The 26,611-nt window shown below is 72.5% G+C and carries 14 protein-coding genes and 2 pseudogenes; 11 read left to right on the forward strand and 5 right to left on the reverse strand.

Going from position 1 to position 26,611, the window contains the following annotated elements; genetic code table 11:
* Nucleotides 1-364, forward strand: a pseudogene (locus tag ADL01_RS45225) (peptidase); the annotation flags it as partial.
* Between the two features lie 91 nt (nucleotides 365-455).
* On the opposite strand, the gene ADL01_RS02500 reads toward ADL01_RS45225, so the two are convergent.
* The 4 genes from ADL01_RS02500 to ADL01_RS02515 all read right to left on the reverse strand — a co-directional run bounded on the left by ADL01_RS02500 (nucleotide 456) and on the right by ADL01_RS02515 (nucleotide 6,463).
* Nucleotides 456-3,773 carry a S8 family peptidase gene (locus tag ADL01_RS02500; protein WP_234354471.1) on the reverse strand — a complete coding sequence of 1,106 codons (3,318 nt, stop codon included), beginning with the start codon at nucleotides 3,771-3,773 and terminating at the stop codon, nucleotides 456-458.
* A gap of 164 nt (nucleotides 3,774-3,937) precedes the next feature.
* Nucleotides 3,938-4,984 (reverse strand): ABC transporter, encoded by a 1,047-nt coding sequence (locus ADL01_RS02505; RefSeq protein WP_053740194.1) that lies wholly within the window; start codon nucleotides 4,982-4,984, stop codon nucleotides 3,938-3,940.
* Entirely contained in the window at nucleotides 4,981-5,925 is a 945-nt protein-coding gene (locus ADL01_RS02510; RefSeq protein ID WP_053740195.1) for an ABC transporter ATP-binding protein, read from the reverse strand. Before ADL01_RS02510 ends, ADL01_RS02505 begins: the two co-directional genes overlap by 4 nt.
* Before the next feature lie 4 nt (nucleotides 5,926-5,929).
* Nucleotides 5,930-6,463, reverse strand: coding sequence for a GntR family transcriptional regulator (locus tag ADL01_RS02515; protein WP_078960281.1), 534 nt, complete (start codon nucleotides 6,461-6,463; stop codon nucleotides 5,930-5,932).
* A 411-nt stretch (nucleotides 6,464-6,874) separates the two neighbouring features.
* On the opposite strand from ADL01_RS02515, the gene ADL01_RS02520 reads away from it, so the two are divergent.
* Nucleotides 6,875-8,077 carry an MFS transporter gene (locus ADL01_RS02520; protein WP_053740196.1) on the forward strand — a complete coding sequence of 401 codons (1,203 nt, stop codon included), beginning with the start codon at nucleotides 6,875-6,877 and terminating at the stop codon, nucleotides 8,075-8,077.
* 420 nt (nucleotides 8,078-8,497) lie between these two features.
* Here the strand turns inward: ADL01_RS02520 and ADL01_RS02525 are convergent, their stop codons facing one another.
* Nucleotides 8,498-9,700: a cytochrome P450 family protein gene (locus ADL01_RS02525; protein WP_053740202.1), complete on the reverse strand. Its 1,203-nt coding sequence runs from the start codon at nucleotides 9,698-9,700 to the stop codon at nucleotides 8,498-8,500.
* 499 nt (nucleotides 9,701-10,199) lie between these two features.
* On the opposite strand from ADL01_RS02525, the gene ADL01_RS02530 reads away from it, so the two are divergent.
* The 9 genes and pseudogenes from ADL01_RS02530 to ADL01_RS02570 all read left to right on the forward strand — a co-directional run.
* Nucleotides 10,200-10,928, forward strand: coding sequence for a Crp/Fnr family transcriptional regulator (locus ADL01_RS02530; RefSeq protein ID WP_053740197.1), 729 nt, complete (start codon nucleotides 10,200-10,202; stop codon nucleotides 10,926-10,928).
* Between the two features lie 156 nt (nucleotides 10,929-11,084).
* Complete coding sequence (locus ADL01_RS02535; protein WP_053740198.1) at nucleotides 11,085-11,858, forward strand: hypothetical protein; 774 nt, start codon at nucleotides 11,085-11,087, stop codon at nucleotides 11,856-11,858.
* Nucleotides 11,855-14,392: a hypothetical protein gene (locus ADL01_RS02540; protein WP_053740199.1), complete on the forward strand. Its 2,538-nt coding sequence runs from the start codon at nucleotides 11,855-11,857 to the stop codon at nucleotides 14,390-14,392. The genes ADL01_RS02535 and ADL01_RS02540 overlap by 4 nt, the downstream gene beginning before the upstream one ends.
* Entirely contained in the window at nucleotides 14,385-15,575 is a 1,191-nt protein-coding gene (locus tag ADL01_RS02545) for a hypothetical protein (RefSeq protein ID WP_234354472.1), read from the forward strand. Before ADL01_RS02540 ends, ADL01_RS02545 begins: the two co-directional genes overlap by 8 nt.
* Nucleotides 15,576-15,709: 134 nt before the next feature.
* The gene (locus ADL01_RS02550) at nucleotides 15,710-16,186 is read left to right on the forward strand and encodes a Pycsar system effector family protein (RefSeq protein ID WP_063783445.1); all 477 of its coding nucleotides are present in this window, start codon (nucleotides 15,710-15,712) and stop codon (nucleotides 16,184-16,186) included.
* 155 nt (nucleotides 16,187-16,341) lie between these two features.
* A complete protein-coding gene (locus ADL01_RS02555; RefSeq protein WP_053740200.1) occupies nucleotides 16,342-18,741 on the forward strand; it encodes a hypothetical protein in 2,400 nt (799 codons plus the stop codon).
* A gap of 133 nt (nucleotides 18,742-18,874) precedes the next feature.
* A complete protein-coding gene (locus ADL01_RS02560) occupies nucleotides 18,875-23,158 on the forward strand; it encodes a tubulin-like doman-containing protein (protein ID WP_053740201.1) in 4,284 nt (1,427 codons plus the stop codon).
* Nucleotides 23,155-25,848: a hypothetical protein gene (locus ADL01_RS02565; protein WP_234354473.1), complete on the forward strand. Its 2,694-nt coding sequence runs from the start codon at nucleotides 23,155-23,157 to the stop codon at nucleotides 25,846-25,848. The genes ADL01_RS02560 and ADL01_RS02565 overlap by 4 nt, the downstream gene beginning before the upstream one ends.
* A pseudogene (locus ADL01_RS02570) lies at nucleotides 25,845-26,611 on the forward strand (hypothetical protein); the annotation flags it as partial. The gene ADL01_RS02565 and the pseudogene ADL01_RS02570, both read left to right, overlap by 4 nt.

Here is a 26,611-nt window from a genome sequence, read left to right on the forward strand (position 1 = left end):
CAGCGACCTGGACCTGTACGTGTACGACAAGGACCGCAACCTGCTGTCGAGCCCCAACAGCGGCAACGACGAGCACGCCGACCTCGCCCCGGGAACCTATGACGTGTACGTCAACCAGTACGCCCTGCCCGAGGGCGTCACCAGCCAGCCGTACACGCTCCACACCTGGCTGCTCGGCCCGGGCATCCAGCCGGACCGTCCGGCCACCATCACCCCGGCCGAACGGCGGGTGGACGCGGGCGACACCGTCCAGACCACCGTCTCCTGGCGCGACCTCACGCCTGGCGGCGTCTATCTCGGCCTGGTCGAGTACGGCGACGGCAGCGACAAGGTCGGCACGACGGTCCTGACGGTCACGCCGTAACAGCGGAAAAGAAGAGGGGGCCCGCCGCTCACGCGGTGGGCCCTCTTTCTTATGTGGTGTTCCTTATGTGGTGTTTCTTATGTGGTGTTTCTTATGTGGTCCGGTACGCCCGGTGGATCGTCTGCTTCAGGGTGTTGCCGTCGGCGTCAGTGAGCGTCACGCGCAGCGAGACCGTGCCCGCCTTCGCCGGGTGGCGCAGGTCGAGGCGCTTGCCGTCGACGGCCTTCGCGGCCAGCCAGGTGCGGCCGTCGTCGTAGGAGACGGAGAAGGCCAGCTTGCGGGCGGTACGTGCGGTGGCCGCGCCCTCGATCGTGAACGGCACCGGGAAACGCGTACCCGCCCTCGCCGTGCTCGCCGTGCTCAGCCGGGGTGTGAAGCGGACCACCGACAGCGGCAGCCGCTGCCCGATGCCGGTGACGTGCGCGGAGGCGAAGGTCCACTCGGCGGTGATCCGGTTGGAGACCGGGGACAGCGTGGTGGGGCGGGAGACGTCCGTGGTGAGACGGAACGCGCGCTTGGCGGCGGGGAGTTCGTACGAGACGCCGTTCAAGGGTTCGTCAACGGCGAAGACGCGGGTGCCGCCGTCCGCGTACAGGGTGCTCCTGGCCTTGCTGTAGCGGGAGTCGCCGATGTGGCCGGCGCCGTCGGAGAACAGGGGAAGGTAGGCCAGGAAGGTGTCGCCCATACGGACCGCGCCGGGGCGGTCCTCGCCGTCCGTCAGCGGGCCGGTGAGATGCGGGCCGAAGACGCCGGTGTTGAACCGCTCGGTGTACTCCTTGCCCGCGCTGTACGAACGGGGCTTCGCCGTCCACTGGCCGGCGTCCCACACCGGTTCGCCGTCCGCGTCCTTGCCGCCGTTCTGCGAGACGGCGTACCGCCACCGCACGCCCGGCAGGACGTAGTCGGTGAAGGCGCCCGGCAACGAGCGCCTGTCGAGGTTGAAGTCGAACCACGCGCCGCCCGGAGTCATCGGCGCGGCGACGAGCGACGCCGTCTTGCCCCTGGCGGGCGCACCGGCGGCGAGCGTGACCTTGGCGAACTGCCCGCGCGTCGGGTTCGCGGTGAAGCCCGACAGGTCGCCGGTACGGTTCCAGACCGGCCGGTAGTGCGTACTGCCGTGCGTCCAGGTGCCGTTGTACTGCGCGAACGCCTCGCCCGCCGGAAGCCGGGCGCCGAACTGACCGACGCGCAGCCTGCCGAAGTCGCCCATGTCGTACGTGGAGATGCTCCGGTTCCCGCCGATGTCGAACCCGTAGTTGAGGGTGGCGTCGGTGTTCTTCGCCTCGCTGTCCGGCACGGTGATCCGGACCGGCTTGGCCTTGCGGGCGTCCATGACGAGGGTGGTGTCACGGGTGAGGGAGAACTTCGGGTTGAGGAGGAGAGCCAGCTCGCTGGAGTCGGCGTCGGAGTTCGCGCCCGTGTCGATACGGCCTTCGAGGCTGTAACGGCCCCTGGGCAACCGTACGGTGAACTCGCCGTCCGTGTCGTCGGAGAAGTCCCGCCAGATCTGGTTGTCCAGAGCCTGCACACCGGTCTGGGAACGGATGGCGGGCTTGCCCTTCAGGTCGAGGTGCTTGACCGTCAGGTTGTACGACTCGACCTCACGGTGTACGCCGATGCCGGTCCGTACGGTCGTACCCGCCCCGTCCGTCGCGGTGAGCGCGCCGCCGAAGGAGCCGTCGGCCGTGCCGGCGCCGCTGTCGGCGGTGACCTGGGCGGTCGCGGTGGCGCCCGCCGGGACGGTGAGCCGCTTCGGCGAGACCTCGAACATGCCCTCGGCGGCGGGCTTTCCGTCCGCGCCGTACGCCTCGGTGGTCAGGTCGAGGGTGAGGGGGCGGTCGCCGTCGTTGCGGTAGGTGACCGTCTTGGTGGCCGGCTGGTCGTCGGTGTGCGGCCACTGCTGGGCGGGGAAGCCGAGGGTGGCCGGGGTGGTGGTGAGCTGCTGGTCGAGGGCGCGGACGATGTCCGTACGGCCCGTGCCCTGCGCGAACGCCGAGACGCCGGGGGCGGGTTTGGCGGACGCGGTGAGGGCGGCCTTGATGCGCTCACCGGTCCAGTCGGGGTGGCGCTGGGCGACGATCGCGGCGGCGCCGGCGACATGCGGGGTCGCCATCGACGTACCGCTCATCGAGACGTAGCCGTCGGCGGCCGGGTCGCCCTCCGTGCCCTGGGCGGCCTTCGCGGCGACGATGTCGACGCCGGGGGCGGTGAGGTCGGGCTTGAGGGCACCGTCCGCCGTCGGGCCCCGGCTGGAGAAGTCGGCCATCGCGTCGGTACGGTCCACCGCGCCCACGGTGAGCGCGGCGGCGGCGCTGCCCGGCGATCCGACGGTGCCGGCGTCGGGGCCCTCGTTGCCGGCGGCGATCACGAAGAGGGCGCCGGAGGAGGCGGACAGGTCGTTCACCGCCTGTTCGACGGGGTCGTCACCGGGGCTGTCGGGGCCGCCCAGGCTGAGGTTGACCACCTTGGCGCCCTGGGCGACGGCCCACTGCGCACCGGCGATGACGCCGGAATCCGCGCCGAAGCCGGTGTCGTCGAGCACCTTGGCGCTGATCAGCCGGGCACCCGGCGCGACCCCCTTGTACTTGCCCCCGGAGTGCGCGCCGGACCCCGCGACCGTCGACGCCACATGCGTACCGTGACCCACCCGGTCGACGGTGTCCGCCGCCTCGGAGAAGTTCTTCGCCGCGTCGACACGGCCCCGCAGATCCGGATGCGTGTCGTCGACCCCGGTGTCCAGCACGGCGACCTTGACGCCCTTGCCGTCATACCCGGCCGCCCAGGCCTGCGGAGCCCCGATCTGGGCGGTGCTCCGGTCGAGGGCCGCCTCGACTTTCCCGTCCAGCCAGATCTTCTCGACCCGGCCGCCGGCCACCGACCTGCCCCGCGCTGCCCCCGCACTGCCGGTGAGCGTCTCCCACAGCTCGGAGCCCTCCGACTTACGGGCCTTCAGCGCGTCCCCGTTGACGCTGGGCAGATCCCGGCTCACCCGGGCACCGGCGGCGGACAGCACCCTCGGCGCGAGGGCGCGGCCCTTGGCGTACGTCACGATCAGCGGGAGGTCGGGGCGGGCCGCGTCGTCGTAGCCCCACTTGACCAGCTGCGTCACGTCGAACAGCCGCCGGTCGGCGGTGCCGTTCGCGAGGAGCCGCTCGGCGTCACGCGGGACGACGTAGGTGCGGTCGGCGTGGCGGGCTATGCGGAAGGTGGTGCCTTCGCGGCCCTTGGCGGGCCGTACGCCGGTGACCTGCCCGGTGGCGTCCAGGGTGACGCGGTCGCCGGTGACGAGGGTGACGGACTTGGCCTTGCTGACAGTGGGGGCCGTACCCGCCGTACCGCTGACGGACTGTGCGGCCCCGGATTCCGGGGCGCCGAGCAGAGCGGCGGTGAGGGCTGCGGTGGTGAGCACGGCGAGAGCCGAAGCCTCACTCGCTCGCCTCTTTCGGTGATTCAAGACATGCCTTTCTCTCCGAACTTCCGGGCACGGCGAAGCAGCCCGGCGGACGGGACAAAGAAACAGAGGGGAAAAAGGGGCGCCCCTGGTCAGAGAAGAAGGGGCGCGGGGGTGCGGTCTCAGACGAGCCGCTTACGGCCCCAGAAGAAGAGGAACACCGCGACACCGGCGGTCAGGGCGAACAGGATCGACGCGCCGAACCACTGCATGCTGTTCATCTGCGACATGGGGAGGTAGTCCACCGACCAGCCCACGACGTCGGCCTTCTTCAGGCACAGCTCACGTGCCGCGTCCGTCGTCCCCTCACTGCACGTGCTCCAGCCGAGGAGGTCTCCGCTGCTCGTGAGGTACGACTCATCGAGCTGGTACACACCGTTGGGCAGCGACGGGAACGAGTTCTCGGCGGTGACGCCCTTGTTGGTCGTGACCGTGATGACGTCGCCGAGCGACAGCATGAAGTAGGACCAGACGAGCTGGACGGCGACGGTGAACCCGAAGGTGACCACCATGGCCATCAGCGTGCGCCGCAGCACCACACCGATCGCCACCCCGCCGAACACGGAGAGGAGGGTGAGGGCGACAGGCACCGGGCCCGTGTTGTTGAAGGCCTCGCTGGAGGTCCAATCCATGACCGTGACCTCGGACGACTTGACGGGGTTCCACCACCAGCCGAACACCGCCGACAGCACGCCCGTGCTCACCACGACCACCAGCCCGGCCAGCGCCAGCTTCGTGGCGAGCCAGCGGGTCCGGCTCATGGACTGGGCGGCGACCAGCTTGGCCGTGCCGTTCTCCAGGTCGCCCGCGAGAAGCGGGGCGCCGAGGAAGACACCGAGCAGGATGGGTATCGCACTGAGACCGGTGGCGACGTAGGAGAACGCGTCGTGGTACTGCTGGAACTCGGCACCCATCTCGTCGAGGTTCTTGGCGGGATAGCCGTAGCCGTCGAGGAAGTCCGTCATCCGGCCGCGCTGGTAGACCATCCAGGCCACGGAGAGCGCGGCGGCGGCGAGGATCGCCCAGAACCCGGCCCGGTGCTGACGCCAGACCAGCCAGGTCATTCCGCTGAGGCGGGGGCGCCGGCCGGCCTTCGTGGTGGTCGCGCTCATGGTTCCGTTCCCGCCGTCGCTGGTCGTACCGGTCGAGGTGCTGGTGAAGGTGCTCATGCCGCCACCGTCCCGGTGCCGAACGCCTGGCCCAGACCCTGGCCCTGGACCTGGGCGGTGGGGGTGATCAGCGGTGGTGCGTCGGGGGAGCGGAGATAGGCGAGCAGGAGTTCCTCCATGTTCGGGGTGTCCGTCTCCCAGGGGCCGGTGACCGGGCCCTCGGGGCGGATGAGCGCGGTGAACTGCCGTCCGCTGGTGCGGGACTCGACGAGGGTGTGGTGCCCGAGGGCGGCGGGCAGGCCCTCGCCCTCCCTGGCGCCGGTGACCAGGGTGTGCACGGACATCAGATCGTCCACGTCACCGGCGAGGCGCACTCCGCCGCCGGAGACGACGACGAGGTAGTCGCACACGTTCTCCAGTTCGGCGAGGACGTGGGTGGACATCAGCACGGTGGTGCCACGCTCGGCGGCCTCGGCGAGGAGGGTGCCCATCATCTCGTGGCGCACGACCGGGTCGAGGTCCGACATCGGCTCGTCGAGCAGCAGCAGGTCGGGGCGCTTGCCGAAGGCGAGGGCGACGGCGACGCGGGTGCGCTGGCCGCCGGAGAGGGTGCTGATCTTCGCGTCGAAGGGCACGTTGCCCGCGCGGACGATGTCCTCGGCGGCGCGCTGGTCCCAGCCCGGGTTCAGCTCCCGCCCGAGCCGCAGGGTCTCCGCCACGGTGAAGCGGCGGAACAGCGGCTTCTCCTGGGCGAGGAACGCGGTGCGCCGGCCCGCCTCCACCGAGCCCGGCGCCTCGCCGAACAGGCTGATCGAGCCGTGCGTCGGCTGCAGGACATGGGCCGCGATGCTCAGCAGCGTGGTCTTGCCCGCCCCGTTGGGTCCCACCAGCCCGCAGATCCGGCCCGCCGGAAGCCGGAACGAACAGTCCCGCAGCGCCCAGCCCCGCCGGTAACGCATCCCCAGCCCGTACGCCTCAAGCGCCGGCTCCCCCGCGTACATACCGTCACTCACTTGTGCTCCTCGTTGTCGTGGCCCCCGTGGACCCTGTGATCCCCGTGGTGATGGACCCCGTGGTCGTGGGTCCCGTGGTCGTGGGTCCCGTGACCTCCGTGACCCCCGTCGCCGCCGCCTTCCCGGCGGCGTACTGCTTCTCCATCGCCGACGCGACCAGCGCGGTCACGTCGTCCTGCTCCAGACCGGCCCCGGCCGCCTTCGCCATCCACGCCACCAGCTCCCCGTACAGCGGAGAGTCGGTGCCCGTCTCGGGGCGGCCGAGGGTGCGGCGTACGAAGGTGCCCTGGCCCGGTCGCGGTTCGACCAGGCCCTCGCGCTCCAGCTCGCGGTACGCCTTGAGGGTGGTGTTCGGGTTGACCGTGCTGACCTCGGCGACCTCCTTGGCGGTGGGCAGCCGGTCCCCCGGCACGAGTACGCCCAGCCGCAGGGCCTGCTTGGTCTGCTGCACGATCTGCTGGAAGGCGGGGACCCCGCTCCGCCTGTCGATGCGGTACTCCACGGCCACCACCACCTCCATCATCATTCCACTACTTGATTAGTGGAATGATGATGGAGGGGGGTGGGGGTGATTGTCAACGGGGGTCGGGGAGCGGCCCGGGAAGGGGAGGGCGCGCGGGGCCGGGTTGCCCAAAGCGACGGGAGGGACCGACGGTCGCCGCGTCCCTGGCCGGACGTCGAGGACAATGACTGGCAGCCCGTCCGACCACGCGGCGGTGATCACCACGTTCGTGCTGGGAACAGCCGACGCGGAGTGATCCCCGTTTCCACAGGGCCCCGTTTCCCGCAGGGTCCTCGATATTCGCTGGGCGGCACGGCACCGCCCGCCTACCATCGGTGTCATGACCTGGCGACATTGATCCACCAGCCGTGCCTCCCGAGGGCCGCCTCGGACGCCGTACCTCCGACGTCCGAATCGCCCCTGCGGGAAGGCCTCATGACTCTCTCACCTGCGCGTGCGCCCGGCGCCGAGAACACCGGAAGCACCGGTGTCCGGCGGTTGACGGCCACGCTCTACGGCTACGCGTTCCTCGACGACTTCGTGCTGCTCTACCCGGTGTACACGCTGTTGTTCGCGGACACCGGTCTGTCGATCTGGCAGATCTCCTCGCTGTTCGCCCTGTGGTCGATCACCGGGATCCTGCTGGAGGTCCCCTCCGGCGCCTGGGCCGACGCCGTCTCCCGGCGGCTGCTGTTGTGGCTGGGTCCGCTGCTCACCGTCGTCGGCTTCGCCCTGTGGGTGATCGTGCCGTCGTACTGGGCCTTCGCGCTCGGCTTCGTGCTCTGGGGGGTGCGCGGCGCGCTCGGTTCCGGTGCGCTGGAAGCGCTGGTGTACGACGAGCTCGACCGGTTGGGCGCGGCCGACCGGTACGCGCGTGTCATCGGCCGGGCCCACGCGGTCGGGATGGTGGCCGTGATGGCGGCGATGGGACTGGCCGGTCCGGTGCTCGACTTCGGCGGATACCCGGCCGTGGGGGCGGCGAGCGTGCTGGCCTGTGTGCTGACCTCGGTGGTGGCGACCCGGTTCCCTGAGCATCGGGACGCGGTGTCTCACGCTGATGACCAGGTCTCTGCCCTCACCACCCTGCGGGCCGGGCTCGTCGAGGCCCGCCGGGACCGGTCCGTACGCGGGGCGCTGCTGCTCGTTCCGGCCGTCGGTGCGGTCTGGGGTGCGCTCGACGAGTACACGCCGCTGCTGGTCCGGGACACCGGCGTCGCCCAGCAGACGGTTCCGTATCTGCTGCTGGTGATCTGGGTGGGCCCCACGATCGGCAGCCTGCTGACCGGGGCGGCGGAGCGGCTGAGCACGACGGGGCTCGGCGTGGTGCTCGCGGGCTCGGCGCTCGCCCTGGCCGCGGGTTCGCTGATGGGCACTCCGGCCGGCATCAGTCTTGTCGCGGTCGCCTTCGGCGGCTTCCAGTTGGTCAACGTCCTTGCTGACGCGCGGCTCCAGGAACGGATCGAGGGGGCCCACCGGGCGACTGTGACCTCCGTCGCGAGCATGGGGACCGAGCTGGCCACGGTAGGGGTGTTCGCCGCGTACGCCTCGGTCGGTGCGTCGTATGCGCACGGGATCGCGTTCGCCGTGTTCGCGGTCCCGTATCTGGTGACGGCGCTCGTGTTGGTGCGGCTGGAGTAGGAAGCCCGTACTTTGCGGGTCACCGATTCAGGTCTCTCGCACGATCCCGGCGGCCTGCCTGATGAGGTCCACGGCTCGTTCGGGGTCACGCTGGGCGGCGGACGGCGGCTGTCGTGTCCTGCCGAACCGACCAGACGCCGACGTCCCGGCGCCGGCCGACACCACAACCCACCGCGGGAAGGACGTGTTCAGCGCCGGTACGAGGATCGCGACGGGTTTTTCATGTTTGGCTGCCTGTCAGGCTTCCCAGGCTTGGCTGGCTTTGAGACCCTCGTACGCCTCACGCAGTTCGGGCGCCTCCTGTAGCTGTCTCGCCTCAACCGCGTTGACGACTTCCAGTGCCCGCCAGGACGAATTGCTGGCCGCGGACGTTCTACCCGTTGCTCCGGCGCCCAGTTGGACTGCGGTTGCGGAGCCGACTCAGTAGCGCACGGGAAGACTCAGCAGGCCGCGGGTCCGCATTGAGGGACGCCAACGCAGTTCGCGGAGTCGGGCATCCAGAGCGAGCCGGGGGAAGCGGGCGAGGAGGGCGGTGAGGGCGATCTCCGTCTCCAGCCGGGCCAGGGGCGCGCCGAGGCAGTAGTGGATGCCATGGCCGAGGGCGAGATGCCCGGTCGTGTCGCGCTCGATGTCGAGCCGGTCGGGATCGGCGAACCGGTGCGGATCGCGGTGGGCGGCGGCCAGGGACAGCAGGACGGTCTCACCGGCCGGAATTGCGACACCGCCAATGAGGATGTCCTCGGTGGGGAATCGGCGGATGGCCAGGGGAACGGGGCCGTCGTAACGGGCCAACTCCTCGACCGCGCCGCCCAGTCGACCGGGATCGGCGCGGAGCGCGGTCAGTTGGTCGGGATGGCTGAGCAGGGCGAGGATGGCGTTGCCGATGAGGTGGACGGTGTTCTCGTACCCGGCGAAGAGGATGAGGAAGGCCAGGGACATGAGTTCGTCCTCGGTCAGCCCGTCCTCGTCGTCGCGCACGGCGATCAGGGCGGAGATCAGATCGTCGGCGGGGGCGGCTCGCTTGGCGGCGAGGAGCCCGGTGAAGAAACCGAGCATGGCCCGCACGGCTTCCTTCGCCCTGTCGGGCCGGGCCGGGTCCGGGGCCACCAGGTCATCGGTCCAGGACCGGAAGTCCTGCCGGTCGTCCGGGGCCACGCCCAGCAGATCGCAGATCACGGTGATCGGCAGGGGCGCGGCGTACGAGGGGATGAGGTCGGCGCGGCCGAGCGGTGCGATGGTGTCGAGCAGCGCGTCGGCGGTCTTCCTGATGGGTTCCCGCAGGAGCTCGACACGGCGCGGGGTGAACGCCTTGGACACCAGGCCCCGGATGCGGGTGTGATCCGGCGGGTCCATGTTCAGCAGATTCGCGTCCAGTGCCGGCGGCAGCGCGAGCCCGTGGTAGCCGCCGGGCTTCGCGTTGCGCTTGTCGAGGGAGAGCCGGGGGTCGGCGATGGCCTGGCGTACGTCGTCGTAGCGCGTGACCAGCCAGGCCGGAAGCCCGTCCGTCCCGGCGACGCGGTGGACGGGCCCGGCCTCGCGGAGCCGGGCATACACCGCGTACGGGTCGGCGATCAGCTCCGCAGGGTCAACGGCGGGCGGTTCTCCGGGTGTTGTCGTCGACATGGCCTCCACCCTAGACAGCGGAAGCCTTCCGCCACGGCGAAGACGACAAGCGCCCTGGTGTGCCGGCCCCGGACACCGTCGAGCCGCGTCGCCCCGACGCGAACCGACCGCTCGCCACCCGCGCCATCCCCTCACCGACCCACCCCCACAACCACCCCGCATCCCCACACCCTCATCACCTCTTCCGCCCCGGAAACCCGATTTTTCGCCAACTCGGCCGCATCCAGCCGGTTCCGCATGATGTAACGAACAGATATGCGAGTGACGCGCCTGACCTGAACGTCCTCCGGGGCAGGCGATGACAGGGCCGCCCCCGGAAAAAGCGTCAACCGGGGTTTCTCGGACTGGAGTTCTGGGCTGCCGGTCCGCCCACGTGCCCGTTCGGCGATTACCGGGCGGTACCCCCAATATGGCGGAAACCGCTCAACTCAAAGCCTCGCTCTGTCACCATCAACGCCACCGTAAAACCAGGCGTCCGGAATGCGGCGGGGGGCGTGCCATGGGACTGCTGGGCAATGAGCTGGCGTTCGCGCAGGCACTGACCGCTCAGGAGCGTGAGGGCGTCATGGCCCTCGGGATTCCGAAGCGTTTCGCGGCCGACGCCCATCTCCTCACCGAGGGCGACCGGTCCAGCCATGTTCTGATCGTCGTCAAGGGGTGGGTGACCGTTTCCGTCGCTACGGACCGGGGAGCGACCCGGCTGATACTCGGGCTGCGCGGGCCTGGTGAACTCCTCGGCGAGATGGCCGCGTTGGACCCGCATCCGCGCAGCGCCACCGTCCGGGCGCTGGGGCCGACCGAGGCCCAGGTCATCTCGGGGGACGCGTTCCGCCGGTTCCTCGCCCAGCATCCCCGGGTGAGCGGGCTGGTGATACGTCAGCTGACCGCCCGCCTGCGCAGCGCCGACCAGGAGCGGTCCGCGCTCGCCTCCCTCACCGTGCTGCAGCGCCTCGCCGGCCGGCTCAGCGAGCTCTCGGGGTCCGGCCAAGGCACACCGCGCGGACCGTACGCCCGTACAGCTCCGTCCAGTTCGTCCGTCGTCCAGCTGGCCCAGGACGAGCTGGCCGCCAGCATCGGAGCCACCCGGGAAGCCGTCGCCAAGAGCCTGCGGCTGCTGCGCACCCAGCGGATCGTGCGGACCGGCAACCGTGTCGTGGAGATCCTCGACCCCGAACTTCTCGCCCTCCTCGCCGACGGCCACACGGACACGGAGGGACAACAGGCGTAAAACCTGCGGCCCGTCGTGTGTAAACGGCTACAGACGGCCCACGTCCCGGGCCCGACCCTGAGGGGACGACCCACGACATACCGAACGACAACCGAACGACAACCGAAGGCGATCGCACGCGATCACACGCGATCGACGCATCAAGAGGGGGCACGGGTGGACCGCGACGCCATGGATCTCGCCGAAGCGCACTACGAGTTGGTGATCAGCGTCGACGCACGGCGTTCCGGGCAGTACGACGACATCGACAAGCCTCGGATGCGCGCCCGGATCTACCAGGTCGTGGAGACCGCGTTCACGCACGCCAAGGTCGCCCGGGACGCCGTCCACATGGAGGACCGCGGGGACGGCGTGCTGCTGTCGGTGTCCGCGCGGGTTCCGGTGACCCGGCTGCTCGGACTGTGGATGGTCGAGCTGCACGAGAGCCTGCGGGACGAGAACCGTGTGCTGAAGGTGCCGCTGGGGCTGCGGATCGGGATGCACGTGGGCCCGGTGCGGCACGACGCGCACGGGATCTGCGGGCGCGCCGTCGACCTGGCCTGTCGGCTCGCAGACTCGGCCGCCGCCCGTGAACTGCTCGACACCGAGGGCGCCGACCTCGTCCTGGTGACCTCCGGCTCCCTGTACGAGGACGTGGTGCGCGGCGGCGGCAAGTTCATCGAGCCCGAGCGCTACACCTCGGCCCGGCTGCCCCTCAAGGAGGGCGAGGTCACCGCCTGGCTCCACCTGCCCGGACGGCCCGCTCCCGGCGGCCCGGCCGCCGCACCCACGGCCGCCTCCCCCCGTACACCGGCACCCGCGCGGCCACGTACGGACAGCCCCGCCGACGACTCCGGTACGAGCTACTCCGCCCAGGGCGACATGTTCGTGAACCACAACAGCAGCATCGGATCCGTGCACATGGGCCGGAAGGGCGGAGGCGACAGGTGAGCGACGACCAGCAGTCGGACGACGTCGCCGAGACCCCCGACAAGGCACCAGACAAGGCCCCCGCCAAGACACCCGAGCGGGACCAGCCCGGCGGCAAGGAGAACGGCAGGGACGCCAAAGAGGGCAAGGACGGCAAAGAAGGCGCCGAGGGCAAGGACAAGAAAGAGGAGGACGGCAAGCAGGACGACAAGGACAACGAACGGGCGCTCGCCGCCGAGCGGTTCAAGGAGTACACCCGCGCCCCCTTCGCCGAGGAGCAGGGCGAGGACGGGCCCACCGACCTCGCCGCCGCCTCCCGTACGCGCCGCGCCACCCGGATGCTGTTCGAGTCCGGGCGGGATCTGACCAGCGTCGACCGCTCGTTCATCAGCAGCGCCCACTTCGGCGACATCTTCCTGGGCACCGACACCCACCCGCGCCTGCGCAGCGGTCCCGTGCCCGCCGACGAGCTGCGCAGGCTCCGCCGGGTGCAGGTGGTCCCCGACGGATACGTACTGCTGCGCAGCAAGCTTCGTGCGCGCCGGCTGCTGGTGCTCGGCGCCGCCCCCGGTACCGGCCGGACGAGTACGGCCCTCTCCCTGCTCGACGAGGTCACCTCCGACGCGCCCCGGGACACCGACGGCGACCCCGCCGCTTCGCCGGTGCGCCGGGTCGATCCGGACGGTGGCGTACGGCAGTTGGCGGGGCAGGTGGGCTCCGGGGGCGAGTTCCCGTCCGGTACCGGGTACCTCATGGAACTGTCGCTCACCCGGCCCGGCGCGCTGCCCCCGGACGAGATGGATCTCGACGAACTGGCCACCGCCCTGGCCCGGTGCGAGTCCTTCGCGGTACTCGTCGTCACCGTCGGCTCGGCGGCGGGCCCGGTCCTCGCCGGTCGCTACGGCATGCTCTGCCCGCCCGCGCCCACCCAGGAGCTCCTCACCACCCGGTTACGGGAACGGCTGGAGGAGCGGGTCGAGGAGGGGGCGGAGGACGGTGTGGAGGAGGGCGTGGACGAACTGCTTGTCCGCGCCGAGGAGTTGGTGCGGCGCGAGGACGTCGTGGAGGCCGTCGGGCTGAAGGACCTGCGGCCCGCCGAGGCCGAACTCCTCGCCTCCCTGCTGGCCGGCCGGCTGCTGGGCGAGCTGTCGCAGCGGGAGCTGCTGGCCGGCTGCCGCAGCCTCGCCGCCGACCAGGCCCAGGAGTGGTTCGCCGGCGTGGACCGGACGCTCGCCGCACCGGCCCGCAAGGGTGCGCGGGACGGCGAGGGCAGCGTCGAACGCGCGGGCACCGCCGCCCTGTTCCACCCGGTGGCGTTCCGGATCGCGCTGGCCGTTCTCGGCGGGGCCGCGCACAGCGCGGTGTCGTCCGCCGCCCATCTGCTGACGTGGGAACTGTCCGTCCAGTGCGACCCCGACCACACGCCCGCCCGCCCCCTGTTCTGCGACGACCCGGTGGCCGACCTGGCCCTGTCCCGCGCCGAACTCACCGACGGCGAGGTCGAGGTGCCCGGCGCCGGCTCGGTGGCGGCCCGGCTGATCTGGTACCGGGGCGGCGCCCTGCCGTCGGCGGTGCTGGCCGAGCTGTGGGAGCGGCACTTCCCGGTGCGGGCGCCGGTCGTGCGCTGGCTGCGGCTGCTGGCGGACGACCAGCGCCCCCAGGTGTGGGTGCGCGCGGCGGTCGCCGCCGGGGAGCTGCTGGTACGGGACTTCGACCACGGGTTCGCCGAACTGGTCCGGCCGCTCGCCGAAGGCACCGCCCACCGCAGGCTGTTCGCGGCCACGATGATGGACCAGGCCGCCGGTCACGCCTCGCACCGCAAAGCCGTACGGAAACTGGTCGAGGACTGGAGCCGGTCCCCGACCTGGACCCTGCGGTCGACGGCGGCGGCGGCGCTGGGCTACGGCAACTGCGCGGACACGACCGGGGACGCGCTGGACGCCCTGGCCCGGATCGGGGTCCGCGACGACGGGGCGCAGTCGCTGCGGGCCGCCGCCGCGTTCAACGTCGTACGGCTGCTGGCGCTGCCGGACCGCGCGCAGGCGCCGAAGGTGCTGCGGCGGATGGCCGAGTGGACCCAGCACAAGCGGGATGCGCACCAGGACCTCGGGCTGGCGGCCGCGATCTGGCTCGCCGAGACCAGGGTCGACAAGCTGCTCATCGACGAGCCCGCGTCGTCGCTCGGGGAGCGCGGCGACTGGCCGCTGGCGCTCGCCCTGGCCGACACCCGGCCCGAACTGGCCATGCCCATAGCCGACTTGCTGTGGACGGCGCTGAACACGGCCCGCTCGAAGGACGTGGCCATGGACGCGCTGGAGGGCATGCTGCGCACCGCCGTACGCAAGGACGGCACCGAGTGGACGAGCCCGGGGCTGGCGGCGCTGCTGCCGGCGCTGGCCGCCGAGGAGACCGACCGGCGGCGGCTGGACTGGCTGCTGCGCCGAATGATGAACGACCCGGACGACCCGTTCCCCGACGCCCGTGCCCGCTCCCTGTGGTGGATGGCCGTCAACCAGCGGACCCGGAGCGGGCAGGAGGAGAGAAGCCATGGCTGACAACGACGAAGCCCCGGCGCGGGCCCAGGCGAAGGAGCGGCTGCGGGCGCGCAGAGCCGCCGCCGGGCCGGCCGGCCCGTTCCTGAAGGAGTATCCGCCGAACGGTGTCCAGCCGCAGGTCAGCGCCCAGAAGGCGCTGGTGCTGTTCTACCGCAACGGCGGCCACAGCGTCGTCACCGTGACCGGTACCCGGCACGTCGACAAGCGGGCGCTGGCCCGGCCCCACACCGTGTGCGAGATCGCGCTGGGCACCTATCAGACGCCGCTGGAGATGGAGTTGCCGGCGGCGGGCGGCACCAGTTTCTTCAAGGCCGAGGTGGACATCCACTGGTCGGTCGACGATCCGCATCTGGCGGCCGTGCAGGTCGTGACGGACATCGCGAAGCGGCTCACCGCGCCGATCCTGGAACGGCTGCACGAGGTCACCTCGACCTACCGGGTGCACGAGGCGGAGCAGGCCAACCGGGCCATCACCCGGGAGTGCGCGGGCGGCCGCTGGAGCGGCCTGGGGGCCGAACTCGGCCTGAACGTACGGCTGTACGTCCGGCTGCGCGTCGACGACCGGGCGATCGAGCACATGAACGGCATCCGGGACGCGCATGCCTCGGCCGAGGTGACCAAGGTGCACCAGCAGCGGTTCAGGGACATGCTTCAGGGCGGGCAGCTGGAGCAGCTCAGCTACATGCTGGCGGCCGAACCGACGGAGGCCAAGGACTTCCTGGAGAAGATCCGGCAGGAGGGCCGCGCGGACGAGCAGGCGCGCGTCGACCGGCTGTTCGACATGGTGGAGAGCGGTCAGATCCAGTCCAACGACGTGGAGACGCAGGCCCTCAACCTCCTCAACCGGGGGCGTCTGGGCGGGATCAGCGGTCCCATCGGTTCGCTGCCGGCCCGCCGCTCCGGCCGGCCCGGCCGCCCCGCTCGGGAGCTGGAGCCGTCCGACGTCGAACCGTTCACCCCGGACTGGGTGTCGGACGACCCGCCCGCCCGGGTCCGGCGCCAGGACGCGTATCCGGCGGGCCCGTACCCGCACGACCCGCAGGATCCGCGGGGTCCGCAGTATCCGCAGGACTCCGAGGACTCGGCCCCGGAGCAGCCGCGCCGCAGGCGGCCCCGTGACGACGGCTGGGACTGGGCGGACGAGGACGGCGACGACGGGACGGGGGAGGCGACGCGCCGATGACCGGGGACGGGGGAGCCATAGGAACCGGGGGAGCCGGGGCAGCCGGCAGCACCACGGGATGCGGGGGGACCACAGGACAGGTCGGGCCCGAGCCGTACGGGGGTCGGCACGGGCCCGACCGTTCCGGGGAACGCGTGAGCGAGCGCGTCGCCGAACGGCTGCTCAGCACCGTCAGGGAGGACCTCGGGCGGGCCGACTCCAAGGCGGCGGTGCTGCTGTCGGGGACGCTCGCGCTGCCCGCTTTCCTCATCGGCTGGCAGGGCGCCCCCGGCTGGCACGGGCCGGCCGACGTGACGCTGATCCTCGCCGGGCTGCTCTGGGCGGTGTCGGTGACCGCGCTGGTCGGGGCGCTCATGCCGCGCACCGGCACGGTCCGGGAGGGGCGGGACGAGGTGACGTACTTCGGCGATCTGGTGGGCGCCCGACGTGACCTCGCGACGCTCGCCGCCCGGGTCGCGGAGGCGGGGCGCGATCCGGCGGGCTGGCTGCTCGTCCAGGCCGTCGACGTCAGCGCGATCCTCTCCGCCAAGTACCGGGCCATCCGCTGGGGCGTCGGCTCGCTCGCGCCCTCGGCGGCGCTGGCCCTGACGTGGAGCATGACGGCGCGCTGAGGACGGGGCGGGGGCACGCCCGGGTCACACCGGGGTCGTCGCGCCGACGCCAGGAACTTCACCTATCACGACGTATCCGCGCGCACCACGCAACCGGCGCGCGGCGAGTAGCGACGATCCAGGAACACCGGCAAATCGGGAAACAGGGGACGGCCGTGGGACGAGTCAACGGAGTACGAGAGACAAGAAGGGGCCGGGCGGGCCGCGCCTCGCTCGCCGTGCTGGGCGCCACCGCGGTGCTCCTGTCCCTGTCGGCGCCCGGCGGCCGGTACGCCGGTCACGGCGCCGTACCGGTGGCGGACACCGAACCGGCCTTCCCGGCGGTCAACTACGCGGTCGCCGTGGACGAGTCGGCGAGCCTCACGGACGCGGACATGGAGGTCGAGAAGGCCGCCGCCAAGCGCATCGCGCTGGGTGACGTGTCCTCGTCCTCCCATGTCACCGTCTTCGGTTTCGCCGCGGACGAGGGCAAGGGCCGGGGCGCGGTGGACCCGGTGTGCCGGCGTACGACGCTGGACGCGGCGGGCCGCGAGACGATCGGCGACTGTGTCGGCAAGCTGCGCAAGCGCAAGGAGAGCGAGGGCACCGGCACCGACTTCCCGAACGCGATCTGGCAGGGCGTGCACGATCTGACCGAGGGCACCGACCCGTCGCAGCCCCGGGTGCTGTTCCTGCTCACCGACGGGAAGCTGGATGTCAAGGACAGCAAGAACTACGGCGACCGGCCGCACCGCGTGGCCGAGGGCGAACGGAAGCTGACGCAGGCGCTCAAGGACGCCGCCGCCCAGGGCGTACAGATCTGGCCGCTCGGCTTCGGGCCCGCGCCGGACCACAGGCAGCTCGAGCGGATAGCCGCCGGCGGCTACCAGAAGGGCTGCACCGAACTGCCCTCCGCCAAGCCCAGGGCCAGCAAGGTGTCCGGTGCGAAGGACGTCGGCTCGACCCTGGAGCGGATCTTCGCCGCCGCCCACTGCATGCGGCACGAGGAGGGCCCCGAACCGCAACGGCCGCCCTCGACCCAGAAGATCACCATCTCCCCGCTGGCGACCGTGGGCAGCATCGTCGTCGACAAGGGTGACCCGGAAGTCCAGATCACCTACACCGACCCGGCCGGCCACAAGGTCCCCACGTCCGGCACCTTCCACCGGTCGGCCTTCGAACTGGCGGGCGGCAACGACACCGTGGAGGCGCTGAAGATCGTCGATCCGCTGCCCGGCGTGTGGAAGGTGCGCGCCGAGGCCCCGGAGGGGCACCGCTCGCTGCCCGTCGCCGTCAGCGTGCTGTGGCAGGGCGAACTGGGCAGCGCCATCGTCATGAACCCGCCCTCGCCGCGCGCCGGGGACCGGGTCACGGTGACGATGCGGGTCCAGACCCGCGAGGGCTTCCAGATCAAGGACCCGCGCGACTACGAGGGGCTGCGCGTCCGGAGCGAGCTGACCGGCGACGGTTTCGACCCGCTTCCGCTCACCCTCACCGACGACGGCAAGGGCGAGGACGAGAAGGCGAGCGACGGCTCGTTCACCGGCACCGCCGAGATCCCGGCGAACGCCCGCGGGGCGCTGAACGCGAGCGCCACGCTGACCGCCGCCGGCCTGAGCGCCGACACCCGCGACGCGCGCGGCACGGTCGCCCCCGGTGAGCTGCCCGTCACCACCGCCCTCGACCTGCCCGTCGCCGACCTCCACCCCGGCGCCGAGTTCACGGGCACCCTGGACGTCCACAACACGAGCGGCGCCCCGCACACCCTGAAGCTGTCCGTCAACGACCTCAAGGCGGGGCTGCTCTCGGTCACCCCGGCCGAACTCACCCTGAAAGCAGGCGAGTCCGCCACCCGCAAGGTCACCGTCAAGGTCGGCCCCGCCGACGTCTTCGGCGACCGCCTCACCGACGACGGGCTGTCCCTCGCGGGCAACGTCACCGTCGTCGACACCACCGACGGCAACCTCACCCTCGTCACCTCCCCGCTGGCCGTACGGGTGACGCCCGAGCCCAGCGTCTGGGACAAGTACTGGTGGGCGTTCCTGACCGCCGCCGTCCTGATCGCCGCCGCCGTCGCCGCAGTCCTCGCCCTGATCCGGCTGCGCCGCGCCCGCCGCGACCCGCACGGGCTGGTGCTGCGGCTGGTCGACGAGCACGGCGAGTTCCTGCCGGGCGAACATGTGGCCGGGCACGGACACAAGCAGTGGTACGAGTTCGGCGTCGCCGAGGCCCACCTCAGCCCCCGTATCGAACGCCGCGCGCACGGCCCGTACGCCGTCCAGCGCAACCCCAACGGCGGCGCGGTGCTGCGGCGCAAGGGCGGCCGGAGCGCGCTGTCGGCCGCCGCACCGGTCCAGCTGACCGACGGACTGAGCCTCGCCCTCGGCGAGGAGACCCACAAACCCCACAAGTCCCGCACCGGCCGTACGACCCGCAACGGCCGCAATGGCCGCAAGGCCGGCAACTTCCGCAACGGGCAGGGCGGTTCGTCGTCCGCCGGCGCCACCGGTCCCACGCCCGGTGCCGATCCCAGCGGGCAGGGCAGCTCCAGCAGCTACGACCAGACGTATCTGTGACACCCGGCTCCACACCCACGTCCACGTCCACGTCCACGTCCACACGCAGATCCAGATCCACATTCACATCCACACCCACGGACGTACCGAGCACGAACACGCGGCCGAGCGGCCGTGAGCGGGGAGGAAACCCATGAAGATCTTCCAGCCGATGCTCTTCGTCGGCCTGGGCGGCACCGGTGGCCTGGTCGGCGCGGAGCTGGAGCGCAGGCTGCGCGCCGAACTGTGCGGCCCGGACGGCTCGGCGCTGCAGGGCCGGCTCAGCGGCAACGCCCCCTACCAGCTGCCCGACTGCCTCCAGTTCGTGTACGCGGACTACAGCGAGTCCGACCTGATGCGGCTGCCGCAGTTCAACGTCGACCCGTCGCTGCGCGCCGCCTTCTCCCGTACCTCACGGGCCACCCACGACCTGCTGCCGAACTTCGACAGTTCGCCCGAGGTCACCAAGATGCTCCGGGCCAGCATGCGCGGCGAGGTCGCCGACTGGCTGCCGCCGCGCAACGACGAACCGCGCGTCACCCCCCTCCACAACGGCGCCGGACAACTCCCGACCGTCGGCCGCGCCGCCCTGTTCGCGACGCTCCGGCACGGCCTCAACCCGGTGCTGACCCCGCTGCTCCAGGCCATCGACGCGATGGCCAGAGCCGGCGGCGAACTGGCCGAGCTGGGTGGCGGAAAGGTCACCGGCTGCGATGTGTTCGTCGCCTTCTCCGTGGCCGGCGGGACCGGCGCCGGGATCTTCCTGGACTACCTCCACCTCATCAACCACGCCTTCCAGCTGCGCCGGTTCAACGGCGTGAAGATCTACCCGCTGGTCGTCATGCCGTCGTCGTTCACCTCGGCTACCGGCGGCGGACGCGAGGCCGAGCTCAACGCGGCCCGCGCCCTCGTCGACCTGTTCCGCCTCGTCGACGGACAGAACGCGCCGACCGAGGGCGCCGAGATCGGCGACCTCGACCAGAGCGCCGGGCTCGGCGTCCGCTACCCCGGCACCCAGCCGATCCGGCTGCGCACCGGCATCCTGCCCACGTCGTTCCTGTTCAGCCCGACCGCCGGTATCCGCGCCGACGACCTGCGCCGCTCCATCGTGTCCCTGGTGATGTCGCTGATCGGCACCGAACTGGGCGACACCCGCACCCGGGGCCGCAGCACGGTCGGCGACGACGACTTCCAGACCTTCGCCGCGAGCTTCATCAACCGGGGTGTGCACCGCAGCGCCCTCTCCCCCACCGGCATCGGCCGCCAGGGCGTCTCCACCAGCCTCGTCGCCTCGATGACCGTGCCCAAGGACCAGCTCGCCGACCTCGTGGCCGGCCGGATGCTGCGCGAGGCCGTCAGCGACCTCGTGGACCGGCCCCGGACCTCGCTGCGCGAGACGACCGTGCCGATGATCCGGCAGCTGTTCGCCGACTCCCACCTCGAAGAGCTGTGGGAACGACGGCAGTTGCCCGTCCTCGACCCCGAACCGCTGCCACGCGGCGGCAGGGCCGTCGAGACGGCGCTCGGCGAGCGGATCTCCGACATGCAGCGCCTGCTGGCCGACCTGCGCGGGGTCGCCGAACGCTCCGCCGCCACCATGGCCGACCGGTTCTCGCCGCGCCCCGCCATCGACAAACTCCTCCTGAACGTCGACCCCTTCCACGCCGACCGGGTCGTCCGGGGCGTCCCGGCCACCGACACCGACGACCCGATCGCCCGGCTCGGCTTCCTCGGCATGCTCGACAGCCGCTCCCGCGCCCCCGGGCGCCCCGCCGGTATGACCGACCAGCCGCCCAAGATCCCCCGCATCAAGGGGAGGCTCGCGGGCATGTCCCCGGCCCGCTGGGGCGACGACGACGTACAGGCCGCCCTCCAGGAACAGGACGCCTGGTACCAGTGGCGCTGCCGGACCATCTGGCACGAGGCCTGGCGCGAACAGCAGCAGCACTGGCGGGCGCCGGCCGACACGGCGGGCGCCGACATCGCCCGGCTCGTCAACGCCTTCCGCGCGCACAGCGACCAGGAACGCAAGGTCTCCGCGCAGAAGGGCCTCGAACTGTACGAGGACCGCACGGGCATCTCGTACCTGCTGCCGCCACAACGCACCCTCAACCACTTCTACGAGGACCTGGTCGCCCGGCTGATCCGCCGCGAGGGACTGCGCGAGACGGAGGACGCGGCGGCCCTGCTGCTCAAGCTGGTCGACGGTGAGACGTGGCGCGACGTCCACAATCTCAGCCGGCGCAGCCCCGACGGCGCGGTGTCGGTGGTGAAGGCCCAACTGGAGGGCCGGATCACGCGGTTGTTCGCGGAGGGCGGCGAACGGCTGGAGGAGCGGCCCCTGTTGCCGTCCATGAGCACCCTGCTGGCCGCAGCGGCGGGTGACTCCGACGCCACCGACCAGGTCAGCAAGGAGGCCCTCGACCTGTTCGGCCGCAAACTGACCGGGCTGCTGCCGGTCGGCTTCACCCCGGAGGGCACCGGCCCCCTGCGGGTGCTGGTCACCTACCCGCGCGTGGAGGCCGTCGACGAGGTCGAGCAGTACCTCGGCAAGGCGCTGCGCCTCCCCTCCGACGCCCGGAACTCCGTCGAGTACCGGGGCGTCGAGAGCGACTCGGTGACCGTCGTCCTCTTCCGCAGCGAGATGAGCCTCACCCAGGTCCCCGAGGCCCGCAAGGTGCTGCGCCAGTGGGCCAGGGCCAAGGACAACGAGCAGGCCCAGGACGTCCTGCGCTGGCGCCAGCGGCTCGGCTACCGGGACAGCTGGATGGTCAGCGGCGAGGAGGACCGCCGCGTCATCCTGCACCGGCTGCTGTGCTGCATGTGGAACGGCCAGGTCGACGTGGTGGACGGCGAGAGCGCCTCCCCCGACCGCGTCCGGCTGCGCCTGCACCCCGAGCAAGGGCCTCAAGTACCGGGCGTACGGCTGCGGTTGGGCGACTTCCCGGGCGGCGTGTCGAGCTGGGCGGAACTCCTGCGCGCGTACGAACGCTGGACCGTCCTCGACGACGAGCGCACGGTGGAGGACTACTGCCGCGAGCTGATGGGCGCCCAGCCGACGGGCCTGACCCGCAGCGGCAGCGACCCGCACCCCCTGTTCACCGAACTCGTCGACAAGATCGCCCCACGCCAGCTGGAACTGCTCGCGGAACGCCGCGAACGGGACGGCGAACGCGTCGAGGGCTGGGTGCGCCCCCTCTGGGAGTTCTGGGCGGAGACCCTCCCGGCGGCCCTGGACACCGAGTTCGGCGACCAGCGCGCGGTCCAGCCGACCCTGCGCACCCTCCTCGAACACGTCCGAGGCGACACCCCGACGGCCCGCCGGCGCCCCCTGCGCGAAACCCCCCGCCGCCCGGCCGAGGACGAGGACGACTGGGGCACGACACCGGGGCGGACCCCGGACCCCGACAGGCACCGCACGTCCGCAGACGCCCACGACGAGCCGTACGCCGGCCGGCGCGGCGAGGACGGGTACGGCACCACCCGTGACCACGGCGGCAGTTCGCGCCCCTCCGGCCCACGCCGGGACCGCGAGGACGACCGCTACGACGCCGGTGAGTACGGCGGCGGTTCACGCACCCCCGCCAAAGACACCCCCGGCAACCGCCACGACCCGGACGACGGCTACGGCACCACCGGCAAGTACGCCGGCAACGCCCGCCCCTCCGCCGGAGACCGCGACGACGACGGCTACGCCAACCCTGGCGGATACAGCGCAAGTTCGCGCCCGTCCGCCGACGACCGCGACGACGACTACGGCACTACCGGCCCCCGCAGCGGCAGTTCACGCTCCGCCGGCGGAACCGGCACCCGCCGAGGCCACGACAACGACCGCTACGACACCGGTGAGTACGGCGGCGGTTCACGCACCCCCGCCGACGACATCCCCGGCAGTCGCCGCGACCCCGACGAGGGCTACGGCACCACCGGCAGGCGCGGTAGCAGCTCGCGCCCCTCCGCCGACGAGCGTGACGCCGACGGCTACGCCAACACCGGTGGGTACGGCGGCAGCTCGCGCCCCTCCGCCGACGACCGCGACGACGAATACGGCACCACCGGCCCCCGCAGCGGCAGTTCACGCTCCGCCGGCGGAACCGGCACCCGCCGAGGCCACGACAACGACCGCTACGACGCCGGTGAGTACGGCGGCGGTTCACGCACCCCCGCCGACGACCCCGACGACGACTACGGCACCACCCGCCCCCGCAGCGGCGGTTCACGCTCCGCCGGGGACGATGACCCTGGACGTGACGACGACGCCGGTGCGTACCACGACAGTTCACGTTCCTCCGTCGACGGCCGTGGCAGTCGTGGCGACGGGCGGGTCAACGGGTCGCCGTACGGCGCAGAGTCTCCCTCCGTGCCCTGGGACCAGTCCGACGACGGGTACGAGCGCAGGGACGGCGACAGCTCTCCCTGGGACGGAGACGCCCAGTGAGCGTGTCTGCGAGCTTCGGGGGATTCGGCCCCGTCGTCATCCCGCTCGACCTGCGTACCGGGGCGGCGGAACTCGACTCCGCCCCGGCGCTGCGGGCGCGCGTCGCCCGTCGGCTCGCCCAGGCCGGGCAGCCGGAGCCCGAGGACCCCTTGTTCCTGGTGACCGACACCCCGGCCGGGCTCACCGACCACCAGCGGCAGTACGAACTCCTCGCCGCCTACCGGGCGGTGGGCGAGGTCAGGATCCTGGTCCTGCTGGTGGGCAGCGCCCCCGGTTCGTACGCGGGCGAGGACGAGGCGTTCCGCCCCGACCGGCGACTGCTGCGCCCCGCCGTCCTGCGCACCGACCGTACGGCCATCCTGTGGGCCGGTGACCTGCGCTCCGCGCGCACGGCCCTGGAGGAGCCCGCGCACGACGACCCCGACGCGCTGGCCGTCCTGGTGGACGTGCTGTCGGTGCCGGACGTCTACCGGCGCGTCCTGACGGACCTGGCCGCACTGCCCGACGCCGTCGCCGCACCCGGCGTGCGCCTGCTCGAGCAGGACCTGCCCCCCGACGTACGCGACCGGGCGTGGCGCGACGCGCTCACCCGGTTCGCGGGCCAGGACACCGACCACGCGCCGCCGGCGGCCGTCGCGTCCGGCGCCGATCTCCCGGAACCGCTACGGGCGTTGGCGTCCGGCCGGGGCGGCCGGGACCAGCGGCACCGGCAGCCGGGCGGCCCGGCGGACGACGCCTACCAGGCCTGCGCGGACGCCCTCGACTACGCCGACGACGCCCTGGCCGGCCTGCGCACCCTCCCCGGCCTGCTGCGCCCCACCCGGCGTACGACCTTCGAGGCGGACCTCGACCAGGCCCGCCAGGCGCTCGACGACTACCAGGCGCTCGTCGGCCGGGCCCTGCGCAGCGGCACGGCGTCCTCGACCGCCGAGGCGGCGGCCCAACTCACCGATCTGGGGCTGCGGTTGCCCACGGCGGAGGGCATGCGCGACCGGATCGGCGAGGGCCTGCGCGAGTACGCGGAGAAACTCCTCGGCCAGCAACTCTCGCTGCGTTCGATGGCGCAGCGGTTCACCGCCCTGGCGGGACGCGTGGAACCGGTACCGGGTTCGGCGCTCCTCCCGAAACTCGCCGGGTTCAGCTCGGCGGCGGTGGCCCGGGAGTCCGGGGAGCCGGACGACCCGGTGCGCTCTCCCGCCTCGGCCGGACCGGTGGCCGCCGTGGCGGGGCTGCTCGGCGCGCTGTGGCAGGGCCCGCTGCTGGCACTGTCGCTCGTCGTCCCGTTGCTGTTCCTCACCGTGTCGCTGCTCGGCGCGTCCCGGCTGCGCGGCGCCGGACGTCCCGGCCGGTGGGCGGTGGGTCCGCAGGTCGCGGCCTGGGGCGGCGCCCTGACCGGGGCGCTGGTGGCGTACGCGACCGGGCCCGCGCCCTGGGTGGGCACGTCCGGTCTGCTGATCGGCCTGTGCGCGGCGGGGGAGACGGCCCGCCGTCTGTGGCGCGGGGCGGCCGACGCCTGGGCCCCGGGCCACGCCACCGCCGCACTCCGGCGCGCCCTGGCGGGCCTCGACGCCCTGCTCGCCAAGGGCGTCCAGGAGCACTGGGCCGTCGAGGAACGCCTGAACTGCGCCGACGCGGCCCGTTCCGTCGCCGGTGTGCTGCGGGCGACGGCAGCGGCGGCGGAGGCCGAGGCGGTACCCGAGCCCGAGCGGGCGGCGACCGCCGGCGGGGCGTACGACACGTACAGCGAGGGGGAGTTCGCGGCCGACGACTGGCTGTCGAGCACGCCGGACGCGTTCTCGGGGGCCGGTGACGGGGCCGCGGACGACAAGGGCGACGACGACTGGATGAGCGCGTACGCCTGGCCGGACGCCCCGGCCTGGGACGACCCCGCCGACGCCACGAACCCGGCGGACGACACCGGTCCCCCCGTATCCACCCCCGCTTCCGAATTCGCGTCGCCTCCGAAGCAGCGCTCCGGCCCGCCCGACGCCGCTCGGCCGGGCGGCGCCGACAGGACACCGCGCTGGCTGGACCGGGAGACCGCCGAGGGCGGCCCGGAGCTGGTCGCCACGCTCACCTCCGACCTCGCCGACGCCACCATGGAGGCGATGCGCTCCTACTGGGGCGCCGTGGAACGCGGCCAGGCCGGCACGCTCGCCGCGACCCGTATCGAGGGACGCGTCGCCGAACTCCTGTCGACGGCCCGCAGGCACCTGAGCCACAACGGAGTGCTGGCCGCGCCGCCCTTCCCCACCGCCCGCCGCACCCGGCCCACCCCGGCGAACCTGCTGGGCACCGACCCGCAGGGGCTGGCCGGACTGGTCGGCGCGGAGACCGACCGGCAGGCCGTGGTCCAGCTGTCCTCGCCCGAACAGGGCGCGCTGCTCAGCCGTGACCCGGCGGCCGCGGTGTGGATCAGGTTCGCGCCGCTGGCCGTACGCGACGAGGTCGAGAAGGTCTGGCGTACGAACGGTTCGGGCCGGCCGGAGGAGGTGGAGTGGACGTCGTCGGGACGGTACGCGGGCCTGCTGCGCCTCACCCCGCTGCGCCCCGGCGTGGTCGCCACCTTCCGCCCCCGCCACGACGGGGACGGCGACGGATACATGGCCGCCGACGGAGCCGGACACGACAGCCCGTACGACGGCGCCTACGACGGCAGCTACGACCGAGGGGACGGCGACCTCCGGTGACCCACGCCACGCATCCCGGACCGGACCGGCCGCCGGGTCCCGAGAGCCTCGCCGACGCCAAGCTCGGCTTCAGCACCCCCTCCGGCCGCCGCCGGGTCGCGCGGGCCCGCTTCGGCCCCGAGTCCCGGCGCGACCCGCACCTGCCCCAACTGATCCGCAACGCCCTGCTCGACGACCGGGGCCAGGGGCAGCGCTGCGTACAGGTACGCCTGTCCGCCGCCGACGCGACCGAACCCGCCGCCCGCGCCCTCCTCGACACCGAGGCGGGCACCGCGCTGCGCCTGCACCGGCTCGTCGAGGGCACGGAGAACGCCCCGCTCTTCCCCCGGCTCATCGGCTACGAGCTGGACACAGCCGAGCCGTTCCTCCTGTACGACCCACCGCGCGGCGCCACCGCCGCGAAGACCCACGTCATCGCGGCCACCGACCAGCGTGTCCTCACCCGCGACCTGATGCTCGCCCTGTGCCTGCTGGAGGGGCAGGGCCTCGTCCCGCGCGGCATCTCGCCCGCCACCGTGCTCTGGGACGGCGCCTCCCTCCAGCTCTGGGGCCTGGAGGCGGTCACCGGCATCGGCAGCCCCCGCACCCCGTGGGGCCGGGCCCCCTACGCCTCCCCCGAACAGCGCCGCGGCGAGGGCGCCGCCGACCCCCGGGACGCCGTGTGGAGCGCGGCCCAGGTGCTCTACCGCCTGGTCACCGGCCGCCCCGGCCACCCCGACCGGCCCCCCGCCGACCTGGCCGAACACCGCGTCCTCAACGAGAC

This window comes from Streptomyces sp. NRRL WC-3618 (assembly GCF_001280005.1).
GTDB lineage: Bacteria > Actinomycetota > Actinomycetes > Streptomycetales > Streptomycetaceae > Streptomyces.

What these genes read in the sequence shown, in the direction of transcription:
- ADL01_RS02505 (WP_053740194.1), bottom strand. Translation starts at nt 4,984, where the DNA reads ATGAGCACCTTCACCAGCACCTCGACCGGTACGACCAGCGACGGCGGG.
- ADL01_RS02525 (WP_053740202.1), bottom strand. Translation starts at nt 9,700, where the DNA reads ATGTCGACGACAACACCCGGAGAACCGCCCGCCGTTGACCCTGCGGAG.
- ADL01_RS02510 (WP_053740195.1), bottom strand. Translation starts at nt 5,925, where the DNA reads ATGTACGCGGGGGAGCCGGCGCTTGAGGCGTACGGGCTGGGGATGCGT.
- ADL01_RS02530 (WP_053740197.1), top strand. Translation starts at nt 10,200, where the DNA reads ATGGGACTGCTGGGCAATGAGCTGGCGTTCGCGCAGGCACTGACCGCT.
- ADL01_RS02515 (WP_078960281.1), bottom strand. Translation starts at nt 6,463, where the DNA reads ATGATGATGGAGGTGGTGGTGGCCGTGGAGTACCGCATCGACAGGCGG.
- ADL01_RS02545 (WP_234354472.1), top strand. Translation starts at nt 14,385, where the DNA reads ATGGCTGACAACGACGAAGCCCCGGCGCGGGCCCAGGCGAAGGAGCGG.
- ADL01_RS02520 (WP_053740196.1), top strand. Translation starts at nt 6,875, where the DNA reads ATGACTCTCTCACCTGCGCGTGCGCCCGGCGCCGAGAACACCGGAAGC.
- ADL01_RS02560 (WP_053740201.1), top strand. Translation starts at nt 18,875, where the DNA reads ATGAAGATCTTCCAGCCGATGCTCTTCGTCGGCCTGGGCGGCACCGGT.